Here is a 24,632-nt window from a genome sequence, read left to right as displayed (position 1 = left end):
ATGGGCTTTTTTTTGTGATTGTTCCTACAAATTCAATTCTTATTTACCTTTCTTTTTCTTCGGCGGTTTGGGTTGTCCAAGTCCAACACTCCCTTTCAAGCCTGACATCGTTGTTGCCCACCAGTAATTGAAAATAAAGCGCTGATCATCCCGTGGTTCATATATCGTGGAACTGACGGTGTTTTTAAACAATTTCCGTGGATTGTGGCTTTTCACGGCAAATGTATTGATCACAAAGGTCAAAATCCTTCTTCTTCCTTTGGCCTTTTCAAGGGTTCTTTCATCCAGCAAGACCACTTTGATATCGTTGTAAAGCAATGTCATGTTCCCTTTGGCACTGTTGTCATCCGCGATGAACGACCATTCTCCACTGTTTATTTTCCCATCTTCCACTCGTGCAAACGCATTGGTTTCTGTCATCGAATTGACACGCCTCAGGTCAAGTTCCCCGATTTTTACAGAGATCTCCATCGGAAAGGGATGCTCAAAATACAATTCCCCCTCCAAGCCAAGCAAAGCCTCTCCAAACAGGAGCGCATTTGCTGAAATTGAGGTCATTTCTGTCGGATAGGCGTTCGATTCCTTATTCAGGTGGAAGGGGAACAGGCTTGCATTTAATTCTGAGAAGTATATATCCCCTGGAACCATTCCCTTTTCCGGAAATTCAGTATAACTGATCTTTCCATTGAAAACTTGGAGTGTATCCAAATGAACCACCATTCCTGACTTTTTCATGAGCGCTTGCGGCATAAACCTATAATTATCCTTTGGAATAGGATACCTTTTATCCCTGAATATATCGGCTTCCAAACCCGTTATACTGATCGACCTCGCAACTAGCTCTTGGTCTTGGACAAATCTTACCAAATCCAAATCCTTCACCAAGATCTCAGGTGCAATGACCTGGATCACGTCGGTCTGTGTTCCGAATTGTCTGGTATATTGATATCTGCCCAATCTCGGGGTCATTTTCACAGCCTGTAGCTTTAGCCCCTTATTGGTCAGGGTGATCATTCCAATGTGGATCTGGTTCAGGGAGTCTTTTAGCAATACATGATAGTTGGGCAGGGTGATGTTGAAGTCCTTTTCGAGCAAGCTTTTTTGGTCCAATCCTGAAAGATCCCTCAGGTCAACCCGGAGATCGGCCAAACTCATGTTGAGTTTCTTGAAGTTCCGGGTGGGTTTGGAGGAATTTTTGTCGAGAACGGCCAAGTTCCCTTCCACAATTTCGAAGTCATCGATGATCATGTTTTCAAGGAATAAATCTTTGATGGCCCTCAATTCCTCTTCCTTGGTTTCAAGGCTTACCTCGTCCACAAAAACCTCTATATCCGGCCGGAAAAGCCTCAATTCCTTCAGCCAAAGATCTTTGCTGGACTGAAGTTCTGTCAACACGTTGGTTTTGATCAGCGCCCTCGGAATATGTGCTGAAATAACGGGCACCCCGGGTTTTCCCGAAAGATTCTTTGGGATCACCCTAAAGTTATTCAGCAAAATCCCTTCATTCCGGGTATCCAATTCCACCTTACTGAAGGTGATTTGATGGATGCTGTCAGCCAAGGTTAGCCAAAATTCATCCACACCCATCGACATGCCACTAAAAAACCCTGCGATATCACCTTGGGACAATTTGGCGGAGTCTAGCAAAAAATCATAAATGGTCAAGTCTATCCCCGTATTCATCAATTCGCGTTGAACACCATTTTCCCTGAAAGCAAGATTGAAGATCGCTTTTTCAGCTTCGACGGTGTCTATTTTGACCACATCAATGGTCTTGGGAAGGTTCCTATCGCGGCTTCCCCTCCTTCTGGAAACAGCTTTTTCGTCCTCTTCAAAATCCTTGTTGATCAATAGATTGACTTTCGACCCCAAGAGCGAAACCTTGCTCAAACTTAGGGTATTGTCGAACAAGAAGGCCTCTATGTCGACTCCACGGAAAGCGAGAGAGGGGATTTGAGCCGAAACACTGGCTTTATCCTTGCTGTTCCTGCTGGGGTTAAGTCTTACATTGGAGGTGATGATTTCTTCTCTTGCCGTGTTGAAACTGATCCTGTCTGCAAGGATGTTGTATTTTCCACCGGCCAGACTGAATACATAATTGTTCAGCCTGAGGTCCACTTCTTCAGAAAACAGCAGCTTGAAAGCCTCCGGGTCGGTCCCTTCGTGGATGTGGAAATTCTTCACTGCTATGGATACGTTGTCTTCCGAAAAGGTTCTCATTCGGTCCCCGGCATAATTCTCGAAATTAAGGGTTCCCTTTTCCAAGATGAGGGAATCTACGGTTACCTCTGAAAAATAACTGGTCAAAAGGTCCAAAATATCCTGTTGTTTGACTGGAGTTCCCAAATCATCCACTTTGGTCCTGTACCTGAGCAAATTGATTTTTGGCGAAGGCACCTTGATTTGTTTCACCTTCAAAATCCCTTCAAAATAGGCTCTTGGAATATCGACTCCTGTGGCCAGGAATTGGGGGATATAAATATCCAAGCTCGTCGTTTTCCCATATCGGTCCAAGGCAGACTGGATTTGGTCGGGGTATTCGGGTCTGATCGAAAAACCATCTATCCTGATCAGCTCCCTTTTGGTATCCAAAAACAATTTGTCGGCGGTAAAAACATGGAGGTTATCCGAAAGTTTCAAAGCATAATCATCCAGCTCAAGCTGAAGATTTTCTGCCATAAAAATCCCCTTGAATTCCCCATCGCCCGTGCTTTCATCGAGCGAAAAATTCTCCAACACCAGATTGATTTTCCCAAACGAAAGGCTATCCTGCCGGACTCTAAGGTTATTGTCAAGAATCAAGGACCCCTCCTGAATTTCCAGTCGATCCACATAGATAGAGGAAAGGAAATCACGGGTGATCATTTCAAGGTCAAATGGCAACTTCTCCTGGTCTTTTCCCTGCACATCCTTCAAGAGAATATCGGGCTTCATCAGCACGATTTCCCGGATATCCAAGATCCCTTCGTTATAGATTTTCCTCAGATTGGCCTCATTGATATTCAATTCGGGAATATCGATTTCAATCAAGGTCTTATTTTGGTCCAGCTCATTCTCCACGAAAGGCGTCAGTGTAAATCCTTCTATTTTGATGTCGTCTGTAAAAGAAGAAAGCTGCACCCTATCCCCGCGGATCCAATGAATGCTGTCCACCAGAGCCAGTTCTACCTGAAAAAGGTCCACCTGGGCATCCTGGGAATAAAAGAACTGATTTTTTTTCTTCTCCTGATCCGGACCTATGTACACGTCCTTCATCACAAAATCTATCCTTTCGGCCTTGATCCGGTGTTTGGCCTGATCCGAAAAATTCCGCTGCATAAACTGCCCTTCTTCAATGGACAAATCCGTAATACTGATCGATTTCAACAAGCCCTCGATCAAAGCATAAAGATCAAAAATATCGGTCTCTGCTTTTTTCGAGCTTTTGGTGGAAATAAGATCAAAAATAGGTTTGTTCAGTTTCAATTTCCCAATTTCCACTTCTGAAGTGTAGAATACCTTGTTGATATCGGCATCCGTGAGCTCCAGGTCATCAAGATTTATTTTCAGGTAAGTCTTGGAGGCTTTGGAAAGATCCGGGATGATCTCGATTTTATTGGCTTGGATATATTGTTTCAGGGAGGAAATATGGATTTCCGATGCCTTTACCCTGTGTACACTGTCCGACAACATGACCTCAAATTGCTCGAGATCCACCGAAAAACCCTCTGCATTGAAGGGCGTTTCGGGAATTCTCATTTGGAGCAATTGGATGTCTTTCATCCACAAATCCGCATTGACCGCCTGAATGGCATGCTGACTGATGAAATTCCTGAACAGAAAATCAGCATTTTCGATAAACAGGTTTTTAATCCTTATTTCCTCCAAACTTGATCCCAAAAATGATTTTTTGATCTCCTCCTGAAGGACTTTAAGTGCAGACTCCTGGTTTTCATCAAGCCCCTCTTTTTCCAGAAAGAAATCAATGACCGGACTGTCCAGCGAGAGTTTTCCTATTTGGAATTCCTTTTTTCTAAATAGGTAATTGATGTTTTTCAGGGAAATCTCCGGCATGGAAATCTTATAAAAAGGGTTCCCGGACAACTCCAAGAGTTCGCTTTCCACGGGACTGAGGACGAATCCATCAAAAGATATTCCCCTTTGAAGCAAGGAAATATAAAACCGGTCAAAATCTATCTCATATTTGTTGTTCGAGGCCAATTTCACCTTCTCCTTCAAAAAATTCCGAAGCAAGAAGTCAGCGGAAAAATAAAGGGTCACCTGAAGAAAGAGCAAGGCAATAACAGACCAGCCTAAAATCCTCAAAAGCTTCCGGGAAGGTCTAAATCCAAATTTTTCTTTATCTTTTTTCTCTGCCATAGGTGCATCTACTAAGGTAAAAGTAATACAATTCGGCCTGAAAAAATAAAAAGAAAGTTTCCTGTTTTATGGGGACAAAAAAAAGGGAATCCAAAAGTGCCGAAAAGCAGCCTTTGAATTCCCTTTTTTGTGTTGGATAAATTGCTGTAGGAGAAGGATTCGAACCTCCACGAGGTAGTTAGGCAACACAAGAGCTCTATGTGCGCTTTATCCTAAACTCCTCACCCCCGAGACAGGAGGGCTTGTCTGCCAGTTTCAACATCCTACAAAGGTTGATTCAAGCGCTTTTGCCTAAATATTTTGCCAAAGTTAACAAACTGGTTTGTTTATTAAACAATTATCAAGAAAATATAATAATTTTTACATTATCATCAATATAACAAACATATATTGCCAAATAATAAAAAAACGATAAAATAAGGAGCAATAATTGGCAAATTCTCAATCCCCCAAACCACTTCTAGCTACATTTCTATGTTATTGATTGGTTTTATATGGCAATAAGTGATTTTTGAAAAATAATGTTTCTTTTTCCTTCTGAATTTTTAGACAATAAAAAAAGCTATGAAACAAAATCTCATAGCTTTAGTCAATTAACAATAAACCCAAAATAACCTGCTGTAAGGAAAGGACTCGAACCTCTACGGAGCATTTAGGCAATATACGAGCTCCATATATGCTTTGTCATTTATCTCCACCCCCGAGACCGGAGGGCTTGTCTGCCAATTTCAACACCTTACAGTATATGTCAACAAAGCCTTTTGCCATTCTTGATACATCAAAGGTAATGCACAGAATCTGTTATTAAAAATAATTCAATAATTTTGCTAAAAATTTACAGTAAATTTAAAATAACGGGATATTTTTTAAATAAATAAAAATTACAACGATTGCGAAAACCCCGATTTTGAAAACTTGACAATTGAATTGAAGTTTCCTATTGAGAATTCAAAAAAATTTAGCAAAATGTTTAATGATTTGCTAAAATATAATGGATAAATTAATAATTGTGTAACACTTTCGCGTCCCCCACCCGAAATCTTCAAAAATTCATCTTTCATGGGAGGTTTTGGCTCTTATATTCATTCATTCAGAATAAAATTTCTTGAAAAAGGGAATGTCATGCTCACAAAAGGGCATAAAAAAGCGCAAAAGTAAATAAGTCAAAATTGACCTTATTCCCTTTGCGCTTCTCTGCTTTTTTTTATTTAATGATTCAGTTCCTGTTAAGGTTCGAAAACCAAATATTCATTAATTCTCATAGGTCACATAATTCTCCCATTTCTCCAAAACTTGGGCGAAATCGGAAGGCAATGGTGCCTCAAAATACATTTTCTCCTTCGTGAAAGGATGGACAAATCCAAGCGACATCGCATGCAATGCCTGTCTCGGGATCATCGCAAAACAATTGTGAACGAAGGATTTGTATTTGGAAAATTGTGTCCCTTTGCGGATTTTATCTCCCCCGTACATCGCATCATTGAACAAGGGATGTCCAATATACCTCATGTGGGCACGGATTTGATGGGTTCTCCCCGTTTCCAGGTTACATTGGACCAGAGACACGTACCTGAGGCTTTTCAAAACCTTCCAGTGCGTGATCGCGTGCTTTCCTTGGCTGCCGTCTGGATAGGCTTCGATGACCTTTCTGTTTTTGGCACTTCTGCCCACGTGGGTGTTTATGGTTCCCACCTCATCCTTTGGTTCTCCCCAGACCAAGGCCAAATAGGTCCTCTCGATCGTGTGGTGAAAAAACTGTCCAGCCAAGTCTGACATGGCCAATTCGGATTTGGCGACTACCAACAAACCCGAAGTGTCCTTATCAATCCGATGCACCAATCCTGGCCTCCCGGTATTTCCCGGAAGTTCCGGCAATTGATTGAAATGATACATCAATCCATTGACCAAGGTCCCGGTCCAATTCCCATGCGCAGGATGAACGACCATCCCAGCCGGCTTATTGACGATCATCAAATGCTCGTCTTCATACAATATGTCGAGGTCCAAATCTTCCGGTTGAGATTCGGTTTTCTTGGACGGACTTTCCATCATTACCTTGACTTCATCCAAAGGTCTCACCTTATAATTGGATTTCGTCACCGCACCGTTTACCAAAACCATTCCGGTATCTATGGCATTCTGTACTTTGTTTCGGGTGGCATTGGTCACCCTTTCCGTTAAGAACTTATCGATACGGGTTGGAGACTGCCCTTTATCGATAATAAAATTATAATGTTCAAAGAGCTCCAACTCTTCTTCTTCGAATTCTTCTCCGTCAAACACTTCTTCCATTTTACAAAAATAAGGTGCATTTCATAAAGTTTCGGTTATTTGCAGAATAATTCCTCTGAATGTTTTGTTGATCCCTTCCCATATCCCCACCCAAAAAATCGAAAACCCTCTCCTTTTGGAGAAAGGCATCCATCTTTTTGTCAAAAGACTGGACCTTGTTCATCCTTTGGTTTCGGGCAATAAATTTTACAAACTCAAACACAATCTTATAAAAGCAAAGGAGGAAGGCCATTCCCAAATCCTGACTTTTGGAGGTGCATATTCCAACCATATTTATGCTGCTGCTGTGGCAGCCAAGGAAATGGGATTGAAGGCAATCGGTATCATCAGGGGAGAAGAAACCCTTCCTTTGAACCCTACACTGGCTTTCGCAAAGGAAAAGGGCATGCTGCTTCACTACCTGAACCGATCCACCTACAGATCCAAAAACACAACAGAAGTCCTGGAGGGCCTGGCCGCACAATTCGGTCACTTTTACCTTATTCCCGAAGGGGGTACGAATGCACTTGCCATCCAAGGCTGTGGTGAAATACTCTCCCTTGATGACGCACAATTTGATTTTGTATCCCTGAGCATCGGGACTGGGGGCACCTTTACAGGCATCGCCTCAAGCTTGGCGGCAAACCAACAGTTATTGGGGTTTTCTTCCCTAAAGGGAAATTTCATCCATCAGGAAATATTAGACCTGCTTCAACAGCATGTCAATTCCCCACCTTCAAATTATCAGATTTTGGATCAATATCACTTTGGGGGCTATGGAAAACATAACAAGATCTTGGTTGATTTCATAAAGGATTTCTATCTCCAAACCGGAATTCCTCTTGACCCGATTTATACCGGGAAAATGATGTTTGGCTTATTTGACCTTATCAACAAAGGATTTTATGAAAGGGGAACAAAAATCCTCGCCATCCATACCGGAGGTCTACAGGGGAATATTGGCTTCAACCAGCAGCACGGAACAGACCTTGACCTGAGATGATGCCCATCGTATTGCATCATGGGCAATCTTTTCGGAGGAAAGGCCACGAAACCTATCTAATTATTCTTTCAGGCAGTAGAGGTCTTCTGTTTCTCGGGGCATAATTTTCAACACGTTGGCCAAAACCAGCCGAACCAGCGTCTTGGATGCCAAAAAGCGGGGCAAATTGGCCACACTGCAATATTCACTCAGCGTGATGGTTCCTTTTTGCGCCAGCGCCTTCATCAGGATATCCTCTTTTTCCCTGTAAGTAAAAATGATGTCTTTTTGTTTTTTGCCCTGCCGAAGGATTTCCCAGATTTCTTTGCTCGCCTGAAGACTCTGATCGGCAGCCCTTATGTAAGCTTTTTTTCGATTTCCCTCCAACAAAAAATGGGGTCTATGCTCTGATTTTTCAATATGAAAAACAGCGACCCCTTTCTTGGCATTTATTTTCAGCACACTGAGTTGGTAGTTTAATTTGGGCAAGATCAATTCCGCAATGGCTTTTTCCATGACAAAAACCTCCTCCTCGATGAATTTCTGTCCGCTCACTGTACCATCATCGTCTACCCCAATCAACAAATGCCCCCCTTCCGTATTGGCCAAGGCGATGATTTCCCGAACGATTTTTTCGGGAAATGCAGCTTTCTTTTTGAATTCGATCTTCAAACCTTCCCCCTGCTGGGCCAATCTATGTATTTCCTGAAGTGTCATTTTTTTAGGGCATTTGTATCCAGGGTTAGAAATCCTACATCCCAGCATTCCGAAATGGCCACTGAACTAAATTCTAATCGGGAATTGATTAAGCGTCTATTTCGCCCTTTGTTCAAAAAGGAAGAAAAAAATCCGGAGATTATCCAGAAACGCCTCTGTTCATTTGCTCCAATCTGTTTTTCATTCCCTGCCATTCATCTCTCAATCGTGCAGCCTCCATGAAATCAAGCTCTTTGGCGGCTTTTTCCATCATCTTTTGGGTCTGACCGATCAGTTTTTCGAGTTTATCCTTACTCAGGTATTGCAACAGGGGATCTGCAGCCACCTGTGCTTCCAATTCCAAGGTTTCCTGGTAAATTTTTGCATTTCTCTTGCTGTCCGCCACCTTGGTCTGACCCAGGATTTTTTCCCTGGATTTGATGATGGTGGTGGGTGTGATCCCATGCTTTTCGTTGTATTCTGATTGAACAGCTCTCCGTCTCCGGGTTTCATCCATGGCCAGCTGCATGGAATTGGTCACTTTGTCGGCATACATGATCACCCTTCCATTTTCATTCCTTGCGGCACGACCAATGGTTTGGACCAAACTCCGTTCATTTCTCAAAAAGCCTTCCTTGTCCGCATCCAAGATTGCCACCAAGGATACCTCGGGAAGATCCAGCCCTTCTCTCAATAAGTTAACTCCGACCAATACATCGAAAACCCCCAATCGCAGTTCCCTGAGAATCTCAACCCTATCCAGTGGTTTTACCTCGGAATGGATGTAGCGGCTTTTCACACCGGTTCTTTCCAGATATTTCTGGAGTTCCTCCGCCATTCTTTTGGTCAACGTGGTGATCAAGACCCTGTCGCCAGCCTGAATGGTTTGGTCAATTTCTTCCAAAAGATCATCGATCTGATTGGCACTTGGTCGCACTTCGATGTTCGGATCCAAAAGACCTGTTGGCCTGATGATCTGTTCCACCACGACTCCTTCCGTTTTGGCCAATTCATAATCAGCCGGCGTAGCGCTGACGTAGATCACCTGATTGGTGATGCTCTCAAACTCCTCAAATTGAAGAGGCCTATTGTCCAATGCGGAAGGGAGCCTGAAACCGTATTCGACCAAATTCATTTTTCTGGAACGGTCACCTCCCCACATCGCGCGAACCTGGGAAACCGTCACGTGGCTTTCGTCAATCACCATCAGGTAATCATCGGGAAAGTAATCCAACAAGCAGAAAGGCCTTGTTCCGGGAAGTCTTCTGTCAAAGTATCGGGAATAATTCTCCACTCCGGAACAGTAACCCAACTCTCGGATCATCTCAAGGTCGAATTCCGTTCTTTCCTTCAATCTTTTTGCCTCGATCAACCTCATGTCCTTTTCGAAAAAAGCCACTTGGGCCACCATGTCATCCTGGATTTCATGGATGGCGGTATCGATCACGTCCCGGCCTGTGACGAAGAGATTGGCAGGGAAAATAGAAATGATTTTTTCGTCTGAAATTTTCTTTCCGGAATCTGGATCGATTCTATGAATCGCTTCGATCTCATCGCCCCAAAAATAAATCCTGTACCCAAAGTCCGCGTAGGCTACAAAAATATCCACCGTGTCCCCTTTTACCCGGAAGGTACCGTGGGTAAGGTCTTGATTGACCCGACTGTAAAGAATGTCCACCAACTTGAACAAAAGCTGATTGCGGGGAATGCGATCCCCTTCCTGAAGCTTGATGATGTTTTTCCCGAACTCATCGGGATTTCCGATACCGTAGATGCAGGAAACCGAAGCCACGACGATCACGTCCCTTCTGCCCGAAAGCAGGGAAGACGTGGCGCTCAACCTCAATTTCTCTATTTCCTCGTTGATGGAAAGGTCTTTTTCTATATAGGTACCGCTGGAGGGAATAAAGGCCTCCGGCTGATAGTAGTCGTAATAAGAGATGAAATACTCAACGGCATTGTCTGGGAAAAACTGCTTGAATTCACCGTAAAGTTGGGCGGCAAGGGTCTTGTTATGGCTCAGGACCAAAGTGGGCTTTCCGGTCTGTTGGATCACATTGGCGACGGTGAACGTCTTGCCCGAACCCGTCACCCCCAGCAGCACTTGGCTGGCATCACCCCTGTTGACACCCTCGACAAGTTGTTCGATGGCAACGGGCTGATCTCCGGTTGGTTTGAATTCTGAAACTAATCTGAAGTCCATAAGGATGTATTGTATTTTAGAGTAAACAGAGAATACCCCTCAAATAGTTTTCCGAACTTCCTTTAATTACCTGCCCTGATCTTTTTGAACTTGTCCAGGTTGTAATAAAGGAAGTTGGTTCTGAGAATGAGGACCAACAATAAAGGCACTATACTCGGGTGGAAAGATTGCCAGCCGAGTATCCAAAAGACAATGGCGGCATCGGCCATGATCAAGGCAAACATCAGGTACTTTCTCACCCAAACTGCGGGTTTGGCTTGAAGAAGGCCATATACCAAGACTAGGTGAGGAGGAAATGCCCAGAGGATATTCCAGTTGTATTTGGTTTGGGAATGGAAAGTGAAAAACCAAAGCATGACAATAACCAAACCCAGGACGCCCAACACCGCAAAAAGCGTGACGTCAAACCCAATCAGGAGGCGTTGCTTTTTGTATCCAAAATAAGTAATCAAAACAAAAACGATGGCCACTAACCAAAATAGCAGATAGGGATTGAATAAAGAACCGTCCCCTTCTCCATCCGCAAATTCAAGGATTGTTCGCTCTTCTTTGACCAAAGGACGGGTTGGCCCATCCCCTTCTATCGTAGCCGTGGCAAATGCCGCTTCGACATAATCCGGCAAGAACTGTTTTTGCCATTCTGAGGCTTTTCGGTCTATGACCGAACCCAAGGCAAGGTCAATCCCAAAATCCGCCCAAGGCATAGCATAAACATATTCATCGATCAGGTTCCGGAAGGTTTTCTCCTCTGCTGCGGGATCATCGTTCCATTTCAAGCTTTTTCCCAGCACCGATTCCATCATGTCCCTTATCCTTGTGGAGCAATTGTCATAGAAGAAATCATAACGGTAAGCCCGGTTTTCGGGAAGCTGGTTGATCTGTAAAAAACGGACCATATCTGCGGATTGGGTAGGATTCAAGTCCAGGATTTGCTCCCTGACATCCCTTTCATTGTAATGGTACTCCATTAAAAACCTTTCGTAGGTGGTCACACTCAAGATATAATCGAGTGTTCTTTGGGTGAATTTCACGTAGAAAAAGGGGGTATTGAAGTCAAAAGTCCCATAGTTGAAAACCAAATCCTGTCCGGTCTCCCTATCCAAAACCCGTACAGCGCTGTGGCCAAAGGCAGAGTACAATTCCTCTCCCGGATCACAGGTCAGCAGGCTGATCTGATAGTCTTGCGCTGAGGCAATGAAAATAGTCGAATAAATAAACGAATAAATCAGCAACAGTTTTTTCAAATAAGGGGGCATATGTATAGATTTATTCTGGTCCTAATTTTTTAAGCATGACTTTTTGCAAAATCCAACATAAGCTTAGATTTCACAATTTGTGGCGAATTTACTGGATATTCTCCTTAAATCTCCTACAAATCCTTTTATTCTGTCCAAGGCTTTGTGCACAAATTGCATTGGAAACCAACGATTACAGGACCATTTCCTCCGGCAACTTTCAAAACCCCGGCATTTGGGAAACTTGGAATGGGGCGGCTTGGATGCCCACCACCATCAAGCCGGGAAGAAACAACAATATTTTCATCGACCAAGGGTTCGAAGTCCGCCTGACCCAAAATGAAGAAGCCAAAAATGTTTATCTCTTCAGTGCTGCCAGCCCCGGAAGAAAACTCAATCTCCAGAATTTTGAGCTTCAGGTTTACGGTGCATTGAGGGGTATGGATAAAACCGCGGGAATATTTATAATCAACAGCGTGACCAATGCCACAACCGATTGGATTTACCCGGAAACAGGGAAAATCGTTTTCAAAGGGATTTCCAGAACGGTGGTAGATCGGATTTCCTGGAGTGCCAATACCACAAACAGCCGATTCACTGTGGTTTTTGAACCGGATTTTGGTGAAACCTTGATTGTCAATTCTGCATTTAAGGCAAACCGCTTCATCATCCAATCCGGAACGGTGATCCAAACCGTCAACACGATGGGCATCCCCGCTTGTTCCACTTTTTCTTTCAATTCGCAGGCAATTTTCAATGGCAGCAATCCCTATGGAGATTTGATTATAGAGCCTTTGGCTACCTTGATTTCCGCATGTTCGGCGCCTCTGTCTGCGATCATCCGAAGATCCGAGTCCATTCCAGGAGCACTTTTTCACCTCAAGCCGACGGGAAATCTAATTTTATCTGGAAATATCCCCACCATGGATGTGGCCAATTTTCTCATGGAGGGAAGTGTGTATTACAGCTCAAACACCGGCAACCAACAAATGCTCCGCTCAACTATGGCCACATCAGGGCGTTTCAAAACCTACCAGAACTTGTTTTTCGAGAATGCGGCCACCAAAACACTGAATGATTCCATTTTCCTCAGAGGAAATTTTGTTTATCTTAACGGTGGCGCCGTATTGGATCGTCCCACATTCCTACGATTTGAAGGCGCAGGAGCGCAACAAATCATCAATCTTGAAATGGACCTCCACCAAATTGAAGTCAACAAGCCTTCCGGAACCCTTTTGACAAACAATAACCTCAGAATAAAATCGAATTTCCTTATGAAAAACGGGAGGGTCGATTTTGGAGGAAACAGGCTCTTTCTCAACACCAGCGGAAATGGTTTTTATACCTATCAAGGCGGAAGCTGGCTGAATCTAAGCCAATTGGTTTACAACCAGATACCAATGGGATTGAATGGGTCAAACGCTGCTTTCCCCTTCGAGGATTTTTATCAGGGAGGCATTCGAGAAGTCCGGCTTTTGGGAAATTCTCCCGGAGGGAATCTATCCATCCGGTTTTTGGAATTCCCAGGAGCAGACTGGGACCCTTCGTTCAATGATTCGGATGGTACTCCGATTTTGTATCAATTGTACAGTTTTTTTGAGTTTTCTGGACTAAATGCAGGTACAGATGATTTGGAGCTAAGAATTTCCGCTAAAAATCTCATCGTGGACGATGTCGATGATCTCAGGATTGTAAGTCTGGGACAAGCTGCTCCAGGAACGCACCTTCCCGGCTTGGATCCCGATAAACTGTGGGCCAGAAGGCAACTCACTTTTGGGGAATTGAACAATCAAACCTTAACTGTGGGCAGCTTTAGGATCATGAGTATCCTTCCAGTCACCTGGCTGCAAACCTCCGCGAAAAGAATTGCCGCAGGGGCTAAGGTCAACTGGTCTACTGCAAAAGAAACGAACAACCACAAATTCAAAATCCTTCAGTCTTTGGGAAATGTGGCATCCTTCAAATCGATTCGAGAGGTTCCAAGCTGGGGAGACAGTGATATTGTTCAACATTATGAATTTGAACACCATGATTTTTATGGCGCACAACCGGTTTATTTCAAAATAGAGCAAGTCGACAAAGATGGAAAATCAACATTGAGCAAGGTCTTCCGCATGATCAATTCTCAAAATCCGGATCGCATCAGCGGGGTTAAGATCTGGCCAAATCCCTATTCTTCAGGTCGGGTATCGATAGTTCTATCCGAATTTTTTGAGCCCAAAACCACAATTGTCCAAATCCATAACCCACAGGGAGTGATCCTCTACCATGATTTACTGGATAAATTATCCCTTGAAAAAGAATTGGAAGGCCTGAAGCCCGGATTGTATTACATCTCCTTTGTGGACAGGGAAAATCATCAATACCTCCGCTTGCTTAAAGATTGACGGCAGGGAAATTTTACCATTCATAAAATATATCAATGGGCATGTTGAGCGGTTCTTAAATATTTTTTTAACTTAAAACCTCAAACCCAAACCTACCTATGACCATTGTATTTGTACTCCTTAGCATTCTGGTGCTTATTCTTTTAATTACCTGGGTAAAACTCAACCCTTTTCTCGCCTTTTTGATCTCCTCCATCCTTGCAGGCTTCCTCTTGGGAATCCCACCAGAAAAAATAGCCAAATCGGTTCAAATGGGGATGGGCAGCCTTTTGGGAGATTTGGTCATCGTGATCACCATGGGCGCCATGCTGGGAAAATTGGTTGCGGAAAGTGGTGCCGCCCAGAGAATCTCAGACACTTTGATGGCCATTTTTGGCGTGAAAAATGTCCATTGGGCAATGATGGTCACGGGATTGGTGGTCGGAATTCCCCTTTTTTACAATGTAGGATTTGTCTTGCTGGTCCCTTTGGTTTTCACAGTTTCCTACCAATACAAATTGCCAGCGGTGTATGTTGGAATGCCATTGCTGGCCGCATTGTCCGTAACGCATGGATTTTTGCCTCCGCACCCCTCTCCGGCGGCATTGGTTGCCCAATTCGGAGCCAATATGGGACTCACTCTGGTGTATGGATTGATCATCGTTATTCCCACCATCATCATTGCAGGCCCTTTGTTTGCACGTTTTCTCAAAAACATCAAATCCTCTCCCTTGGAAACTTTCCAGGCCAAACCAAAAAGAGAAGAGGAACTCCCCGGAAATTTCAACAGTTTTTTCTCGGCGCTCTTTCCTGTTGCACTGTTGATCGGAACAACGGTTTTGGCCTTTCAGATTCCTGAAACCAGCAGCATTTACCCCTACATCTTATTTGTTGGCGACCCAGGGATGGTGATGCTGATTTCCCTTCTGTTGGCCACTTATACCTTGGGCCTAAGAATGAATTTTTCCATCAAAACATTGATGGACCTGTATGTGGTTTCAGTCAAAGATATATCCATGATCCTTTTGATCATTGCTGGAGCAGGCGCGCTCAAACAAGTATTGATGGACAGTGGCGTCAGCCAAACCATTGCAGACGGACTTCAAGGATGGGATGTTCATCCCTTGGTTTTGGCTTGGACGATCACGGCCATCATCCGGGTTTGCGTAGGCTCAGCAACCGTAGCGGGATTGACGACCGCAGGTATCATCGCGCCATTGGTATCGGGAGGTGTGGTAGACCCGAATCTGTTGGTACTGTCCATCGGAGCGGGAAGCCTGATGTTTTCCCATTTCAATGATGCTGGATTTTGGATGTTCAAGGAATATTTCAACGTCAGCATCAAAGACACCCTGAAGTCCTGGTCCTTGATGGAAACCATTGTGGCCGTTGTAGGGCTTGGTGGCGTCATGCTTTTGGATCTAATTATTTAAATTGCATCAGAAAAAAAAGAATTTGATCATTCAAGTGAAAATTTTTACACAAACAAGATGAAAACAGCAGAAGAAAATTTTGAGGCTTTGGGCCTAATATTGCCCCCTCCACCCAAACCGCTTGGGGTTTACAAACCTTGCCTGATAGATGGCAAATACCTTTATCTGTCCGGACATGGAACCGTTCAAGGGGATGGCACTTTGATTATCGGTAGAATCGGAGAGGATTTGGACATTCAAGCCGGCAAAACCGCCGCACGGCAGGTTGGTTTGGCCATGTTGTCCACGATAAAAGCGAATCTGGGCAGCCTAAACAAAGTGAAACGAGTAATAAAAGTACTCGGAATGGTCAATTGCACATCGGATTTCGAAAAACATCCTTATGTCATCAACGGCTGCAGCGAATTGTTTGCCAGTGTTTGGGGAGAGGAAAATGGTATCGGGGTCAGAAGCGCCGTTGGCTTTGGCTCACTTCCCGACAATATTCCCGTCGAAATAGAGGCCATGTTTGAGCTGGAGCAATGAAAAGAGATAGGATCAACCGCTGTTGGCCAGTAAAATATATTTTCTAAGAAAAGGATTGGAAGACAGAAGCTGGAAGAAAGAAGAATCCTCCAATTAAGATTTTAGGCTTCTACTGGCGTTTTGCGGATATACATAAAAAAGAAAACTCCTTGCTCTGGCAGGGGAAATTTAACAAAAAAAAACACTCCAAACATGTTCACCATAGACGCTCATCTTGATTTAAGCATGAATGCCCTCGAATGGAACAGGGATTTGAGAAAACCACTTTCGGAGACCAACCGGAGGGAAAATGGGATGGTAGATAAACCAGACCGTGGAAAGGCCACCGTTTGTATTCCGGAATTGAGAAAAGGGGAAGTTGGCTTGGTGGTGGCGACCCAAATCGCCCGCTATGTGTCAGAAGGAAATCCCCTCCCGGGATGGCATTCCCCAGAGCAGGCTTGGGCGCAGACGCAAGGACAACTGGCCTGGTACAAAGCCATGGAAGATGCTGGGGAAATGGTCCAGATAAATGATCTTGAAAGCCTGGAAAAGCATCTCCACCTCTGGCTGTTTGAGTTGCCCTGGAGCTACAAACCCATCGGGTACATCCTTTCCTTGGAAGGTGCGGACTCGATCGTGAACCTCAGTTACCTGGAGAAGGCGTACGAAAACGGACTTCGTGCTTTGGGTCCCGCCCATTACGGTCCGGGAAGGTATGCAAATGGGACAGATGCCACGGGCGGTTTGGGCCCGAATGGAAAAGAACTTTTGAAAGAAATGGAAAGGCTCAACATCATTTTGGACGCCACACATCTCTGTGACGATAGTTTTTGGGAAGCCCTGGCCAATTATAACGGTCCCGTCTGGGCAAGCCATAACAACTGCCGTGCACTGGTGAACCACAACAGGCAATTCAGCGATGATCAGCTTAAGGCATTGATCGAAAGGGGAGCCGTGATCGGAGGGGCTTTGGATGCTTGGATGATGGTCCCCAACTGGGAAAGGGGGAAATCAAACCCAAGGGAAATGGATTGTAACCTTGAGAAGATGATCGACCATATGGATCACATCTGTCAGCTGGCCGGAAATGCCAATCATATCGGAATCGGTTCGGATTTGGACGGTGCCTTTGGCCGGGAACAATGCCCCTATGATCTCGAGACCATAGCGGATTTCCAAAAAATTCCGAATCTGTTGACAAAAAGAGGTTACAGTCCAACCGACCTCAAAAAAATCATGCATGGTAACTGGCTGGGTTTTTTGAAAAATGCCTGGGAAAAATGAGGGGCAATCCGGAAACTTCGGAAGTGAATTTATCCAAGTCAATTCAGCCCGTGTCAGCATTACCAATTCTATTGCGGCCTGAAATTTCTTAGTAATCAGTCCTTGTTTACAATTTTTGACGACAACAAATCGGGAATATCCGTTATTCCCAAAATTGTCTGATTTTCTAGCTGTTTCCACTCCCATTAGAAAACGGAATACATCTTTCGGGTTCAATAAAGAAAGCCCCCGTCCAAAAAAGGAGGAGGGCTTTCTTAATTAATAGGAATAAAAAAAACAATCGCAAGGTTGATTAACCAGCGCGTTTTTTACCATCTTTTTTCTCTTTTTTCTCTGCTCTTTTTTCTTTCAGATTTTTTTCAGGCTTTTTTTTCTCTGCCTTCTTAACTGTTTTTTCTTTTGACATACCGGTAGAATTTGTACCAAGTTAATGATTCCCTTTGACAAAAAAAACAGCAAAAAAATCGGACTTGGTAGGTCACAGACCATGAACAGTTTAAACTCTCAAAACCATTTTCAAACAGGATTGTCGGATAAATCAAATCATTTTTTGGGGTTGATTTGAATTAGGATTCTCAAAAAGGAGATAGCGCCATTTTTTAAAAGGATAAATCGAAAGGTTCTCAAACCTCCCTTTTTTATGTTTTTGGAACATTATTCTATGGCGTCACACGGGCCGCTTTTTTTATTCCCACTATATTGATTATTATTAACTTAACAAAAATTATAAAAATATGGACAATCTAATTAGTGTTGCTTTAATCCTTCAGTTTGTTTTGATCTTAATGTTTGTGGGTCTTGTTTTGGATGTTAAAAAAATAAAAAAAAATCTGGCTTCTCAAGATCCCAAATATTGGTTTAATGAATACAATAAATCACTGTATTTGGGCAGGGAAGAAAAGGCTATTTTCGCTTTGCAGGAATTTGTTTGGCTTTCCTTGGAAAGATCAAAATCAAAAAAGCAGTTTGAGGAATTAAAAGCAAAACATGAGGGTGATTTTTTAAGGGCTGGAGAAAAATTTCCAATTTTCCCCTATTAATATTTCAAAACCTCAACTTAACCAATGAATCATAGCAGGTCCTAACGCCTGTCTTTTTTATTTCCGCAAAAGGTTCATCTCCAGAGTTTATCGGGAAATAAACCAAACAAAAGCGACCTGTCCCCCCAACAACCTACCAAAAAATAAAACCCGCTTAAACATTGTGTCTAAGCGGGTTTTGGTGGCCTCGCTAGGAATCGAACCTAGATCTAAAGTTTAGGAAACTTCTATTCTATCCATTGAACTACGAGGCCAGAATGTTTGTGAAAAAGAGATCAAAACGATTTTCCTTTCTAAAAACGATGCAATTTAAGTCATATATCTGTTAAAGTGCAAATATTATTATGGAAGTTGTTCTTTTCAATCAAAAAATCATATCTTTGCAGTCCAAAAAATAGGATGGACGAGATCCATCAATTCATTAAAAATCAACAATATATGGCAGTAAAAATCAGATTAGCGCGTAGAGGCAGAAAAAAATTAGCCATTTACGACGTAGTAGTAGCTGATGCAAGAGCTCCACGTGATGGACGCTTTATTGAAAAAATCGGTACTTATAACCCGAATTCTGACCCAGCATCCATCAACATCAACAATGAGCGCGCTCTTAAATGGTTGTTGAATGGTGCACAACCAACAGATACAGTAAAAGCAATGCTTTCTTACAGAGGTGTGATGCTTAAGAAACACCTTCAGATTGGTGTCTTGAAAGGCGCAATCACCCAAGAGCAGGCGGATGAGAAATTCCAAGTGTGGGCAGAAGGCAAAGAAACTGTCATCGCAGGTAAGGTAGAGAAATTAACCAAAGCAAAAGACGAAGCACGTCAGACCGCATTCGAGGCAGAAACTGCTAAGAACCAAGCGCGTTTGGATGTCATCAAATCAAGGGAAGATGAAGCAAAGGCTGTTGTAGCTGCTGCTGAAGCTGAAGCTGCCGCTGCAAAAGCTGCAATCGAAGCTGCAAAAGCACCTGTTGTTGAGCCTACTGTTGCTGAAGTTCCTGCTGAAGAAGCTCCTGCAGCAGAACCAGAAGCTGATGCACCTGAAGCATCTGCTGAAGGAGAAGAGTCTAAAGCATAATAGATAACCCCACCATGAACAAAGAAGATTGTTTCCAATTGGGCTACATTTCAAAAGTTCATGGTCTTCGTGGAGAAGTGACAGGAGTGTTAGATGTGGATTTTCCCGAGAACTACCAAGACCTCGAGCATGTCTTCATCGAACAGAAATCCAGATTGGTCCCCATGTTTCTTGAACATTTTGTCTTACAACCCGGAAATAAGGTTTTGGCGAAATTTGAAGATTTCAATTCCATAGACGAAGCAACTCCCCTGGTAGGATCGGCAATGTACCTTCCGCTATCTGAGTTGCCCAAACTTGAAGAAGACCAGTATTACTTCCACGAACTGATCGGATATGAGGTTTTGGATGAAAACCTTGGAAGGATCGGGGATATAAAGGTCATATATGACCTACAAACCCAGGATCTATTGGGTGTCGAACACAAAGGAAAAGAAGTGCTGATTCCGATTCAGGACGGCATTATTCAAAAAGTCGACAAAGCAGCTAAAAAAGTTTACTGCTCACTACCCGATGGATTGCTTGACATTTATTTGGAAGATTGATCCATGCGCATTGACATCATCACAGTAGTACCCGGATTGTTGGAAGGTCCTTTTGCCCACTCGATTCTGAAAAGAGCCGAAGACAAGGGATTGGCCATGGTCAGGGTCCACAACTTAAGGGATTATGCCAGTGGCAAGCAGAAGCAAGTCGACGACTATGCTTTTGGTGGCGGCGCAGGAATGGTCATGTCTATAGAACCTATCGCAAAGTGTATAGAAGCACTCAAAAGCGAAAGGGATTATGAAGAAGTCATTTATATGACCCCGGATGGTCAAACATTCGATCAGAAAATGGCCAACGCATTGTCGCTCAAAGGCAATATGATTATCCTCTGCGGTCATTACAAAGGCGTGGATGAAAGGGTCAGGCAAAAATTCATTACCAAAGAAATCAGCATCGGTGATTATGTCCTTTCGGGCGGAGAACTCGCTGCTGCAGTGGTAACGGATGCCATTATCCGGTTGATACCGGGCGTGCTCAATGACGAAACTTCGGCATTGACAGACTCCTTTCAAGACGGACTTTTGGCGCCACCGGTTTACACCAGACCTGCCGATTACGAAGGTATGGCGGTACCGGAGGTCTTGCTGTCAGGACATCAAGCCCAAATAGAGCAATGGAGATTTGAGGCATCGGTTCGCCGGACCAAGGAAAGAAGACCCGACTTATTGGAAGGGTAGGATTTCCAAAGGCGATAGTAATAAGAGCTTAAAATTATAGAATTCACAAAAAATTGCGCTGAGGCGTGATTGCTACAAGCACATAAAATATACAGCTATGAGCGAACTACTTAAATTTGTAGAAGCGGAATATAAAGAGGTGAGAGCCAAATTCCCAACATTCAAAGCGGGGGACACCATCAATGTTCACGTGAGAATCACCGAAGGAAACAAAGACCGTATCCAGCAATTCCAGGGTACAGTGATCCAAAGGAGAAACATCAATTCCAATGGTGAAACCTTCACAGTAAGGAAAATATCCAATGGTGTGGGTGTAGAAAGAATTTTCCCTATCCTGGGTCCAAGCATCGAGAAAATCGAATTGCTGAGAGAAGGTAAGGTGAGAAGAGCAAGATTGTTCTACTTGAGAGGACGTCAAGGAAAAGCTGCCAAGATCAAAGAAAAGATCAGAAGCAGAAAAGCCTAATCTTAAAATCAATCAAAAAAAAGGAACTGGAAACGGTTCCTTTTTTTTGATTTTAAGTCTTGTTTTTTGGTATGAAAGACTTGATTGAACTCGTTTTATGCGTTATTCATTTAATTCCAGCCTAAAAAACCCAAATAATCCGTGAGTGAGTTTTGTTTGCTGTTTTTTATCTTCACCCTATCTGGCCTATACCTGATTTTTTTATCGCTTCAAACCCCATTAGGAAACCTATTGCATATTTCGGGTTGAACCACAAACGATAGCTTTTCTCGACAATGTTTTGAAAGAATCTTCAGTGATGGGGAACATGCTGATGGGGTGGATTTTCTTTTGAAAATTTGTGCTGAGTCCTTAAGAATTCAATTGATTTTTGATTATTTGGAAAGCAAAACCAACAAAAGCATTCCATAAATAAATGAACGCAGCAGGGAATCCAAAGCGCTTGCCCTTTTTGTTTAGACCAATCCTTATCTTTTCCTATCTTTGCAGTCTGAATTGATTCAGGACAACCAAAACAAGTGGGAAATTCCCGTGTTGTACAAAGCATAAATCAATACCATGAATAAGGAAGTACGCGTTAGATTTGCACCCTCCCCGACGGGAGCTTTACATATAGGAGGGGTTAGAACCGCCCTTTACAATTATCTTTTTGCCCGAAAAATGGGCGGAAAATTTTTATTGAGAATCGAGGATACAGACCAAAACCGTTTTGTTCCAGGTGCCGAAGAATACATCAAGGAATCCTTGAATTGGTTGGGAATCGCACCTGATGAAAGCCCCTGGAATCCGGGAGATTGCGGGCCTTACAGGCAGTCTGAGCGGAAGCCGATGTACATGCAATACGCAATGGATCTGATCGAAAAAGGCCACGCATACTACGCCTTCGATACGCCCGATGAATTGGATGCCATGAGGGAAAGGTTGACGGCAGCGCGCGTTGTGTCTCCGCAGTACAATTCCATCACAAGAACCCAGATGAAAAACTCCCTAACCCTTCCCGAGGATGAGGTAAAGGAAAGATTGGCCTCTGGAGAACCTTACGTGATCCGCGTCAAAATACCTAGAAAAGAAGAAGTAAGACTGAATGACATGATTCGTGGATGGGTTTTGGTTCATTCCAATTCACTGGATGACAAGGTTCTGATGAAATCAGACGGCATGCCCACTTACCACTTGGCCAATATCGTGGACGATCATCTTATGGAAATCACGCATGTGATCCGTGGAGAAGAATGGCTGCCTTCGGCACCTTTACACGTCTTGCTTTACAAGTACTTTGGATGGGAAGATACCATGCCTCAGTTTGCCCATTTGCCGTTGTTGTTGAAACCCGATGGAAATGGTAAACTCTCCAAAAGAGATGCCGAAAAACACGGTTTTCCTATTTTCCCCTTGGACTGGTCTGATCCAAACACCGGTGATATTGTTGCAGGTTTTAGGGAAGCTGGATATCTGCCAGATGCATTTTTGAACTTCCTTTCGTTTTTGGGTTGGAATCCTGGGGACCATCGTGAGTTATTCACTTTGGAGGAATTGGTAGAGGCATTTTCAGTCGAGCGGATTGGGAAATCAGGCACCAAATTCGACATCAACAAGGCCAAATGGTTCAATGAGCAATATCTTAGAGCCAAAACGGACGAGGAATTGGCGGCATATCTGATTGCTGATATAGAAAAAGAAGGATTGATCATGGAGGCAAGCAAGGCTGCCCAAATCGCCCATGTCGTCAAAGAGCGTGCAACTTTCCCTGCTGACCTTTGGAAAGAAGGTCGGTTTATGCTGATTGCGCCAAGTCAATTCGACCAAGACATCGCCTCAAAAAAGTGGAATACAGATACCGAAACAGTTTTGGGGACGTACAGAGAAAAGCTTTTGCAATTTTCGGGTGAGTTCACCCCTGAGAACGCAAAATCACTACTGGAAGCCGCTTCGGAAGAAAATGGTATAAAACTCGGCAAAATCATGCAAGCGATTCGACTCGCAGTAACCGGTGTTGGAGCGGGACCTGAATTGATGCCTGTTTTCAACATCATTGGGAAAGAAGAATTAATCAAAAGGATCTCTTTTGCGTTAGAAACCTTGAAAGTAAATTCATAAAAACCATCTCTTCGTTGGATTTGGACCTTTAGATTCTTGTAAACAAATCTAAGTCTGTCCAATTCATCCGAGAGAAACAACCGCAATGACCATGGCCAAGAAATCAAAAAAGGAAGAAAACCCCAAAGTCCACAGTGATCTTGAAGGGTTCAAGATGAACATCAATTCATTCGGTGAAATTTCCAGCAGTTTTCCCATCGACAAGCTCAATGAATTCCTTAACAAAAACGTGGAAGATAAGAAACTGAAGGACAGGGAAGATATTGATGATATCAAGACGGGCAAGAAGAAAAAATAAGTACTCTTCCAATTCCATCCTAAATCCTTTCTCCAAATAAAAGGAGGGAAAGTCCTCCTACAAAGTTCAAAAAATCACAGCAACCCAAACGTTGCTGTGATTTTTTTTAATCTGAAATAGGCATCAGGTCTCCTAAAGCGGAGCTGAAACTGCAAGAAAATCAGCCTATTTAAAGAATGAGGGGCAATATCGATAGGCTGAAGTCAATAAAAGCAAACACCTAAATGATCCTAATTCAATTATAGGGTGGGAGGAAATAGCCAATGCATAAAACGGGTTAAACCTCTTCAACTCAAATCTTTTAGAAAACAGCCCTCAACCTCCATTTTTGTACGATGGAAAACCAAGATTAAATCAATGATTTATCGTCAAAGTGTATGGCTTGGTAAATCATTTCTTATTTTTGGGCATGAAATGGAAAATACTGGTTTGTCTTTTTTCTCTTGGTTTGATTCTGACGGAAACCATTCAAGCCCAAACAAACATTGGGATTAGGGGTGGTTTTTCCACCTCCACCCTCACCTACCGGGCGGAGGTCGGTAGACGGGCAGACCGAGTCGGAGGAATCAAAGCCCCCACTTTTTCGTTTGTCATCGAACAGTATTTGGCAAAAAATGCGGGTGCGAGCCTGGAATTCCAGTTTATCAAACTCGGCTATACCCAAAGAGACACCTTGGAAAGAGTCAACCAAACCTCTTTGGAATACCTTAAAATTCCTTTTTTATCGAACTTTTATTTTGGAAACAGGGGTAAATTTCATGTCAAGCTTGGTCCACACTTCGGTTTTCTGATGAATGCAACTGACCTAAAGAGAGAATATGAAGGGAATGGCTTGTTGCCCACTTATGGCGGAGCTGGGGATGCCCCCAAGAATTTTATGTATGGCCTTACGGCGGGAGTTGGATTGTCCAATCTGTTTGGAAAAAGTACAGTGGCGGCAGATTTGAGATTCTCCTATGAATTTGGACGACCAGAAAGTCAAAACAGGATTTTTGACATGAATTCAACCAATCTGGAATTTACCCTCAGTTACCTTTTTCAAATCCTCAAACCAAAGTGGCAAAATTGATGGTTTCTGGAACTTATCAC

Annotated in this window: 18 protein-coding genes and 1 tRNA gene; 13 read left to right on the top strand and 6 right to left on the bottom strand. The window is 43.3% G+C overall.

What is annotated here, in order from left to right; genetic code table 11:
- Window positions 1-39: 39 nt before the first annotated feature.
- Window positions 40-4,359 (bottom strand): hypothetical protein, encoded by a 4,320-nt coding sequence (locus Q7J63_RS14355; protein WP_304887094.1) that lies wholly within the window; start codon window positions 4,357-4,359, stop codon window positions 40-42.
- A gap of 1,251 nt (window positions 4,360-5,610) precedes the next feature.
- On the bottom strand, window positions 5,611-6,651 hold the full coding sequence (locus tag Q7J63_RS14350; RefSeq protein ID WP_304887092.1) for an RluA family pseudouridine synthase: 1,041 nt from the start codon (window positions 6,649-6,651) through the stop codon (window positions 5,611-5,613).
- A 64-nt stretch (window positions 6,652-6,715) separates the two neighbouring features.
- Here Q7J63_RS14350 and Q7J63_RS14345 point away from each other — a divergent pair, with 64 nt between their 5' ends.
- The gene (locus tag Q7J63_RS14345; protein WP_304887090.1) at window positions 6,716-7,633 is read left to right on the top strand and encodes a 1-aminocyclopropane-1-carboxylate deaminase/D-cysteine desulfhydrase; all 918 of its coding nucleotides are present in this window, start codon (window positions 6,716-6,718) and stop codon (window positions 7,631-7,633) included.
- A gap of 60 nt (window positions 7,634-7,693) precedes the next feature.
- Here the strand turns inward: Q7J63_RS14345 and Q7J63_RS14340 are convergent, their stop codons facing one another.
- The 3 genes from Q7J63_RS14340 to Q7J63_RS14330 form a co-directional block, all read right to left on the bottom strand.
- Window positions 7,694-8,329, bottom strand: coding sequence for a helix-turn-helix domain-containing protein (locus tag Q7J63_RS14340; RefSeq protein ID WP_304887088.1), 636 nt, complete (start codon window positions 8,327-8,329; stop codon window positions 7,694-7,696).
- A 139-nt stretch (window positions 8,330-8,468) separates the two neighbouring features.
- Window positions 8,469-10,511 carry an excinuclease ABC subunit UvrB gene (gene uvrB / locus Q7J63_RS14335; RefSeq protein WP_304887086.1) on the bottom strand — a complete coding sequence of 681 codons (2,043 nt, stop codon included), beginning with the start codon at window positions 10,509-10,511 and terminating at the stop codon, window positions 8,469-8,471.
- A gap of 62 nt (window positions 10,512-10,573) precedes the next feature.
- Complete coding sequence (locus Q7J63_RS14330; RefSeq protein ID WP_304887085.1) at window positions 10,574-11,767, bottom strand: DUF4105 domain-containing protein; 1,194 nt, start codon at window positions 11,765-11,767, stop codon at window positions 10,574-10,576.
- 158 nt (window positions 11,768-11,925) lie between these two features.
- On the opposite strand from Q7J63_RS14330, the gene Q7J63_RS14325 reads away from it, so the two are divergent.
- The 5 genes from Q7J63_RS14325 to Q7J63_RS14305 all read left to right on the top strand — a co-directional run bounded on the left by Q7J63_RS14325 (window position 11,926) and on the right by Q7J63_RS14305 (window position 18,376).
- Complete coding sequence (locus Q7J63_RS14325) at window positions 11,926-14,133, top strand: T9SS C-terminal target domain-containing protein (RefSeq protein WP_304887083.1); 2,208 nt, start codon at window positions 11,926-11,928, stop codon at window positions 14,131-14,133.
- A gap of 98 nt (window positions 14,134-14,231) precedes the next feature.
- The gene (locus tag Q7J63_RS14320; RefSeq protein WP_304887081.1) at window positions 14,232-15,545 is read left to right on the top strand and encodes a gluconate:H+ symporter; all 1,314 of its coding nucleotides are present in this window, start codon (window positions 14,232-14,234) and stop codon (window positions 15,543-15,545) included.
- A gap of 57 nt (window positions 15,546-15,602) precedes the next feature.
- Complete coding sequence (locus tag Q7J63_RS14315; protein ID WP_304887079.1) at window positions 15,603-16,070, top strand: RidA family protein; 468 nt, start codon at window positions 15,603-15,605, stop codon at window positions 16,068-16,070.
- Window positions 16,071-16,262: 192 nt separating this feature from the next.
- Complete coding sequence (locus tag Q7J63_RS14310) at window positions 16,263-17,336, top strand: dipeptidase (protein ID WP_304887077.1); 1,074 nt, start codon at window positions 16,263-16,265, stop codon at window positions 17,334-17,336.
- A gap of 734 nt (window positions 17,337-18,070) precedes the next feature.
- Window positions 18,071-18,376, top strand: a complete 306-nt coding sequence (locus tag Q7J63_RS14305; protein WP_304887075.1) for a hypothetical protein — start codon at window positions 18,071-18,073, stop codon at window positions 18,374-18,376.
- 179 nt (window positions 18,377-18,555) lie between these two features.
- Here the strand turns inward: Q7J63_RS14305 and Q7J63_RS14300 are convergent.
- Window positions 18,556-18,630 (bottom strand) — tRNA-Arg (locus Q7J63_RS14300).
- Window positions 18,631-18,775: 145 nt separating this feature from the next.
- On the opposite strand from Q7J63_RS14300, the gene Q7J63_RS14295 reads away from it, so the two are divergent.
- From Q7J63_RS14295 to Q7J63_RS14265, 7 genes are all read left to right on the top strand, one after another.
- Window positions 18,776-19,456: a 30S ribosomal protein S16 gene (locus Q7J63_RS14295; protein ID WP_019596653.1), complete on the top strand. Its 681-nt coding sequence runs from the start codon at window positions 18,776-18,778 to the stop codon at window positions 19,454-19,456.
- A 14-nt stretch (window positions 19,457-19,470) separates the two neighbouring features.
- Entirely contained in the window at window positions 19,471-20,001 is a 531-nt protein-coding gene (rimM, locus tag Q7J63_RS14290; protein WP_019596652.1) for a ribosome maturation factor RimM, read from the top strand.
- Between the two features lie 3 nt (window positions 20,002-20,004).
- Entirely contained in the window at window positions 20,005-20,682 is a 678-nt protein-coding gene (trmD, locus tag Q7J63_RS14285) for a tRNA (guanosine(37)-N1)-methyltransferase TrmD (protein ID WP_019596651.1), read from the top strand.
- Window positions 20,683-20,779: 97 nt separating this feature from the next.
- Window positions 20,780-21,148 (top strand): 50S ribosomal protein L19, encoded by a 369-nt coding sequence (gene rplS, locus Q7J63_RS14280; protein ID WP_019596650.1) that lies wholly within the window; start codon window positions 20,780-20,782, stop codon window positions 21,146-21,148.
- A 558-nt stretch (window positions 21,149-21,706) separates the two neighbouring features.
- Window positions 21,707-23,245, top strand: a complete 1,539-nt coding sequence (gene gltX / locus Q7J63_RS14275) for a glutamate--tRNA ligase (RefSeq protein WP_304887073.1) — start codon at window positions 21,707-21,709, stop codon at window positions 23,243-23,245.
- A gap of 91 nt (window positions 23,246-23,336) precedes the next feature.
- Complete coding sequence (locus tag Q7J63_RS14270; protein WP_026333492.1) at window positions 23,337-23,543, top strand: hypothetical protein; 207 nt, start codon at window positions 23,337-23,339, stop codon at window positions 23,541-23,543.
- Between the two features lie 409 nt (window positions 23,544-23,952).
- The gene (locus Q7J63_RS14265; RefSeq protein WP_019596646.1) at window positions 23,953-24,612 is read left to right on the top strand and encodes a porin family protein; all 660 of its coding nucleotides are present in this window, start codon (window positions 23,953-23,955) and stop codon (window positions 24,610-24,612) included.
- Window positions 24,613-24,632: the final 20 nt, after the last annotated feature.

This window comes from Rhodonellum sp., from assembly GCF_030656585.1.
In the GTDB taxonomy this organism is placed as follows: domain Bacteria; phylum Bacteroidota; class Bacteroidia; order Cytophagales; family Cyclobacteriaceae; genus Rhodonellum; species Rhodonellum psychrophilum.
The sequence above is the reverse complement of the archived record's forward strand: the minus strand, read 5'-3'. Positions and strand labels throughout refer to the sequence as shown.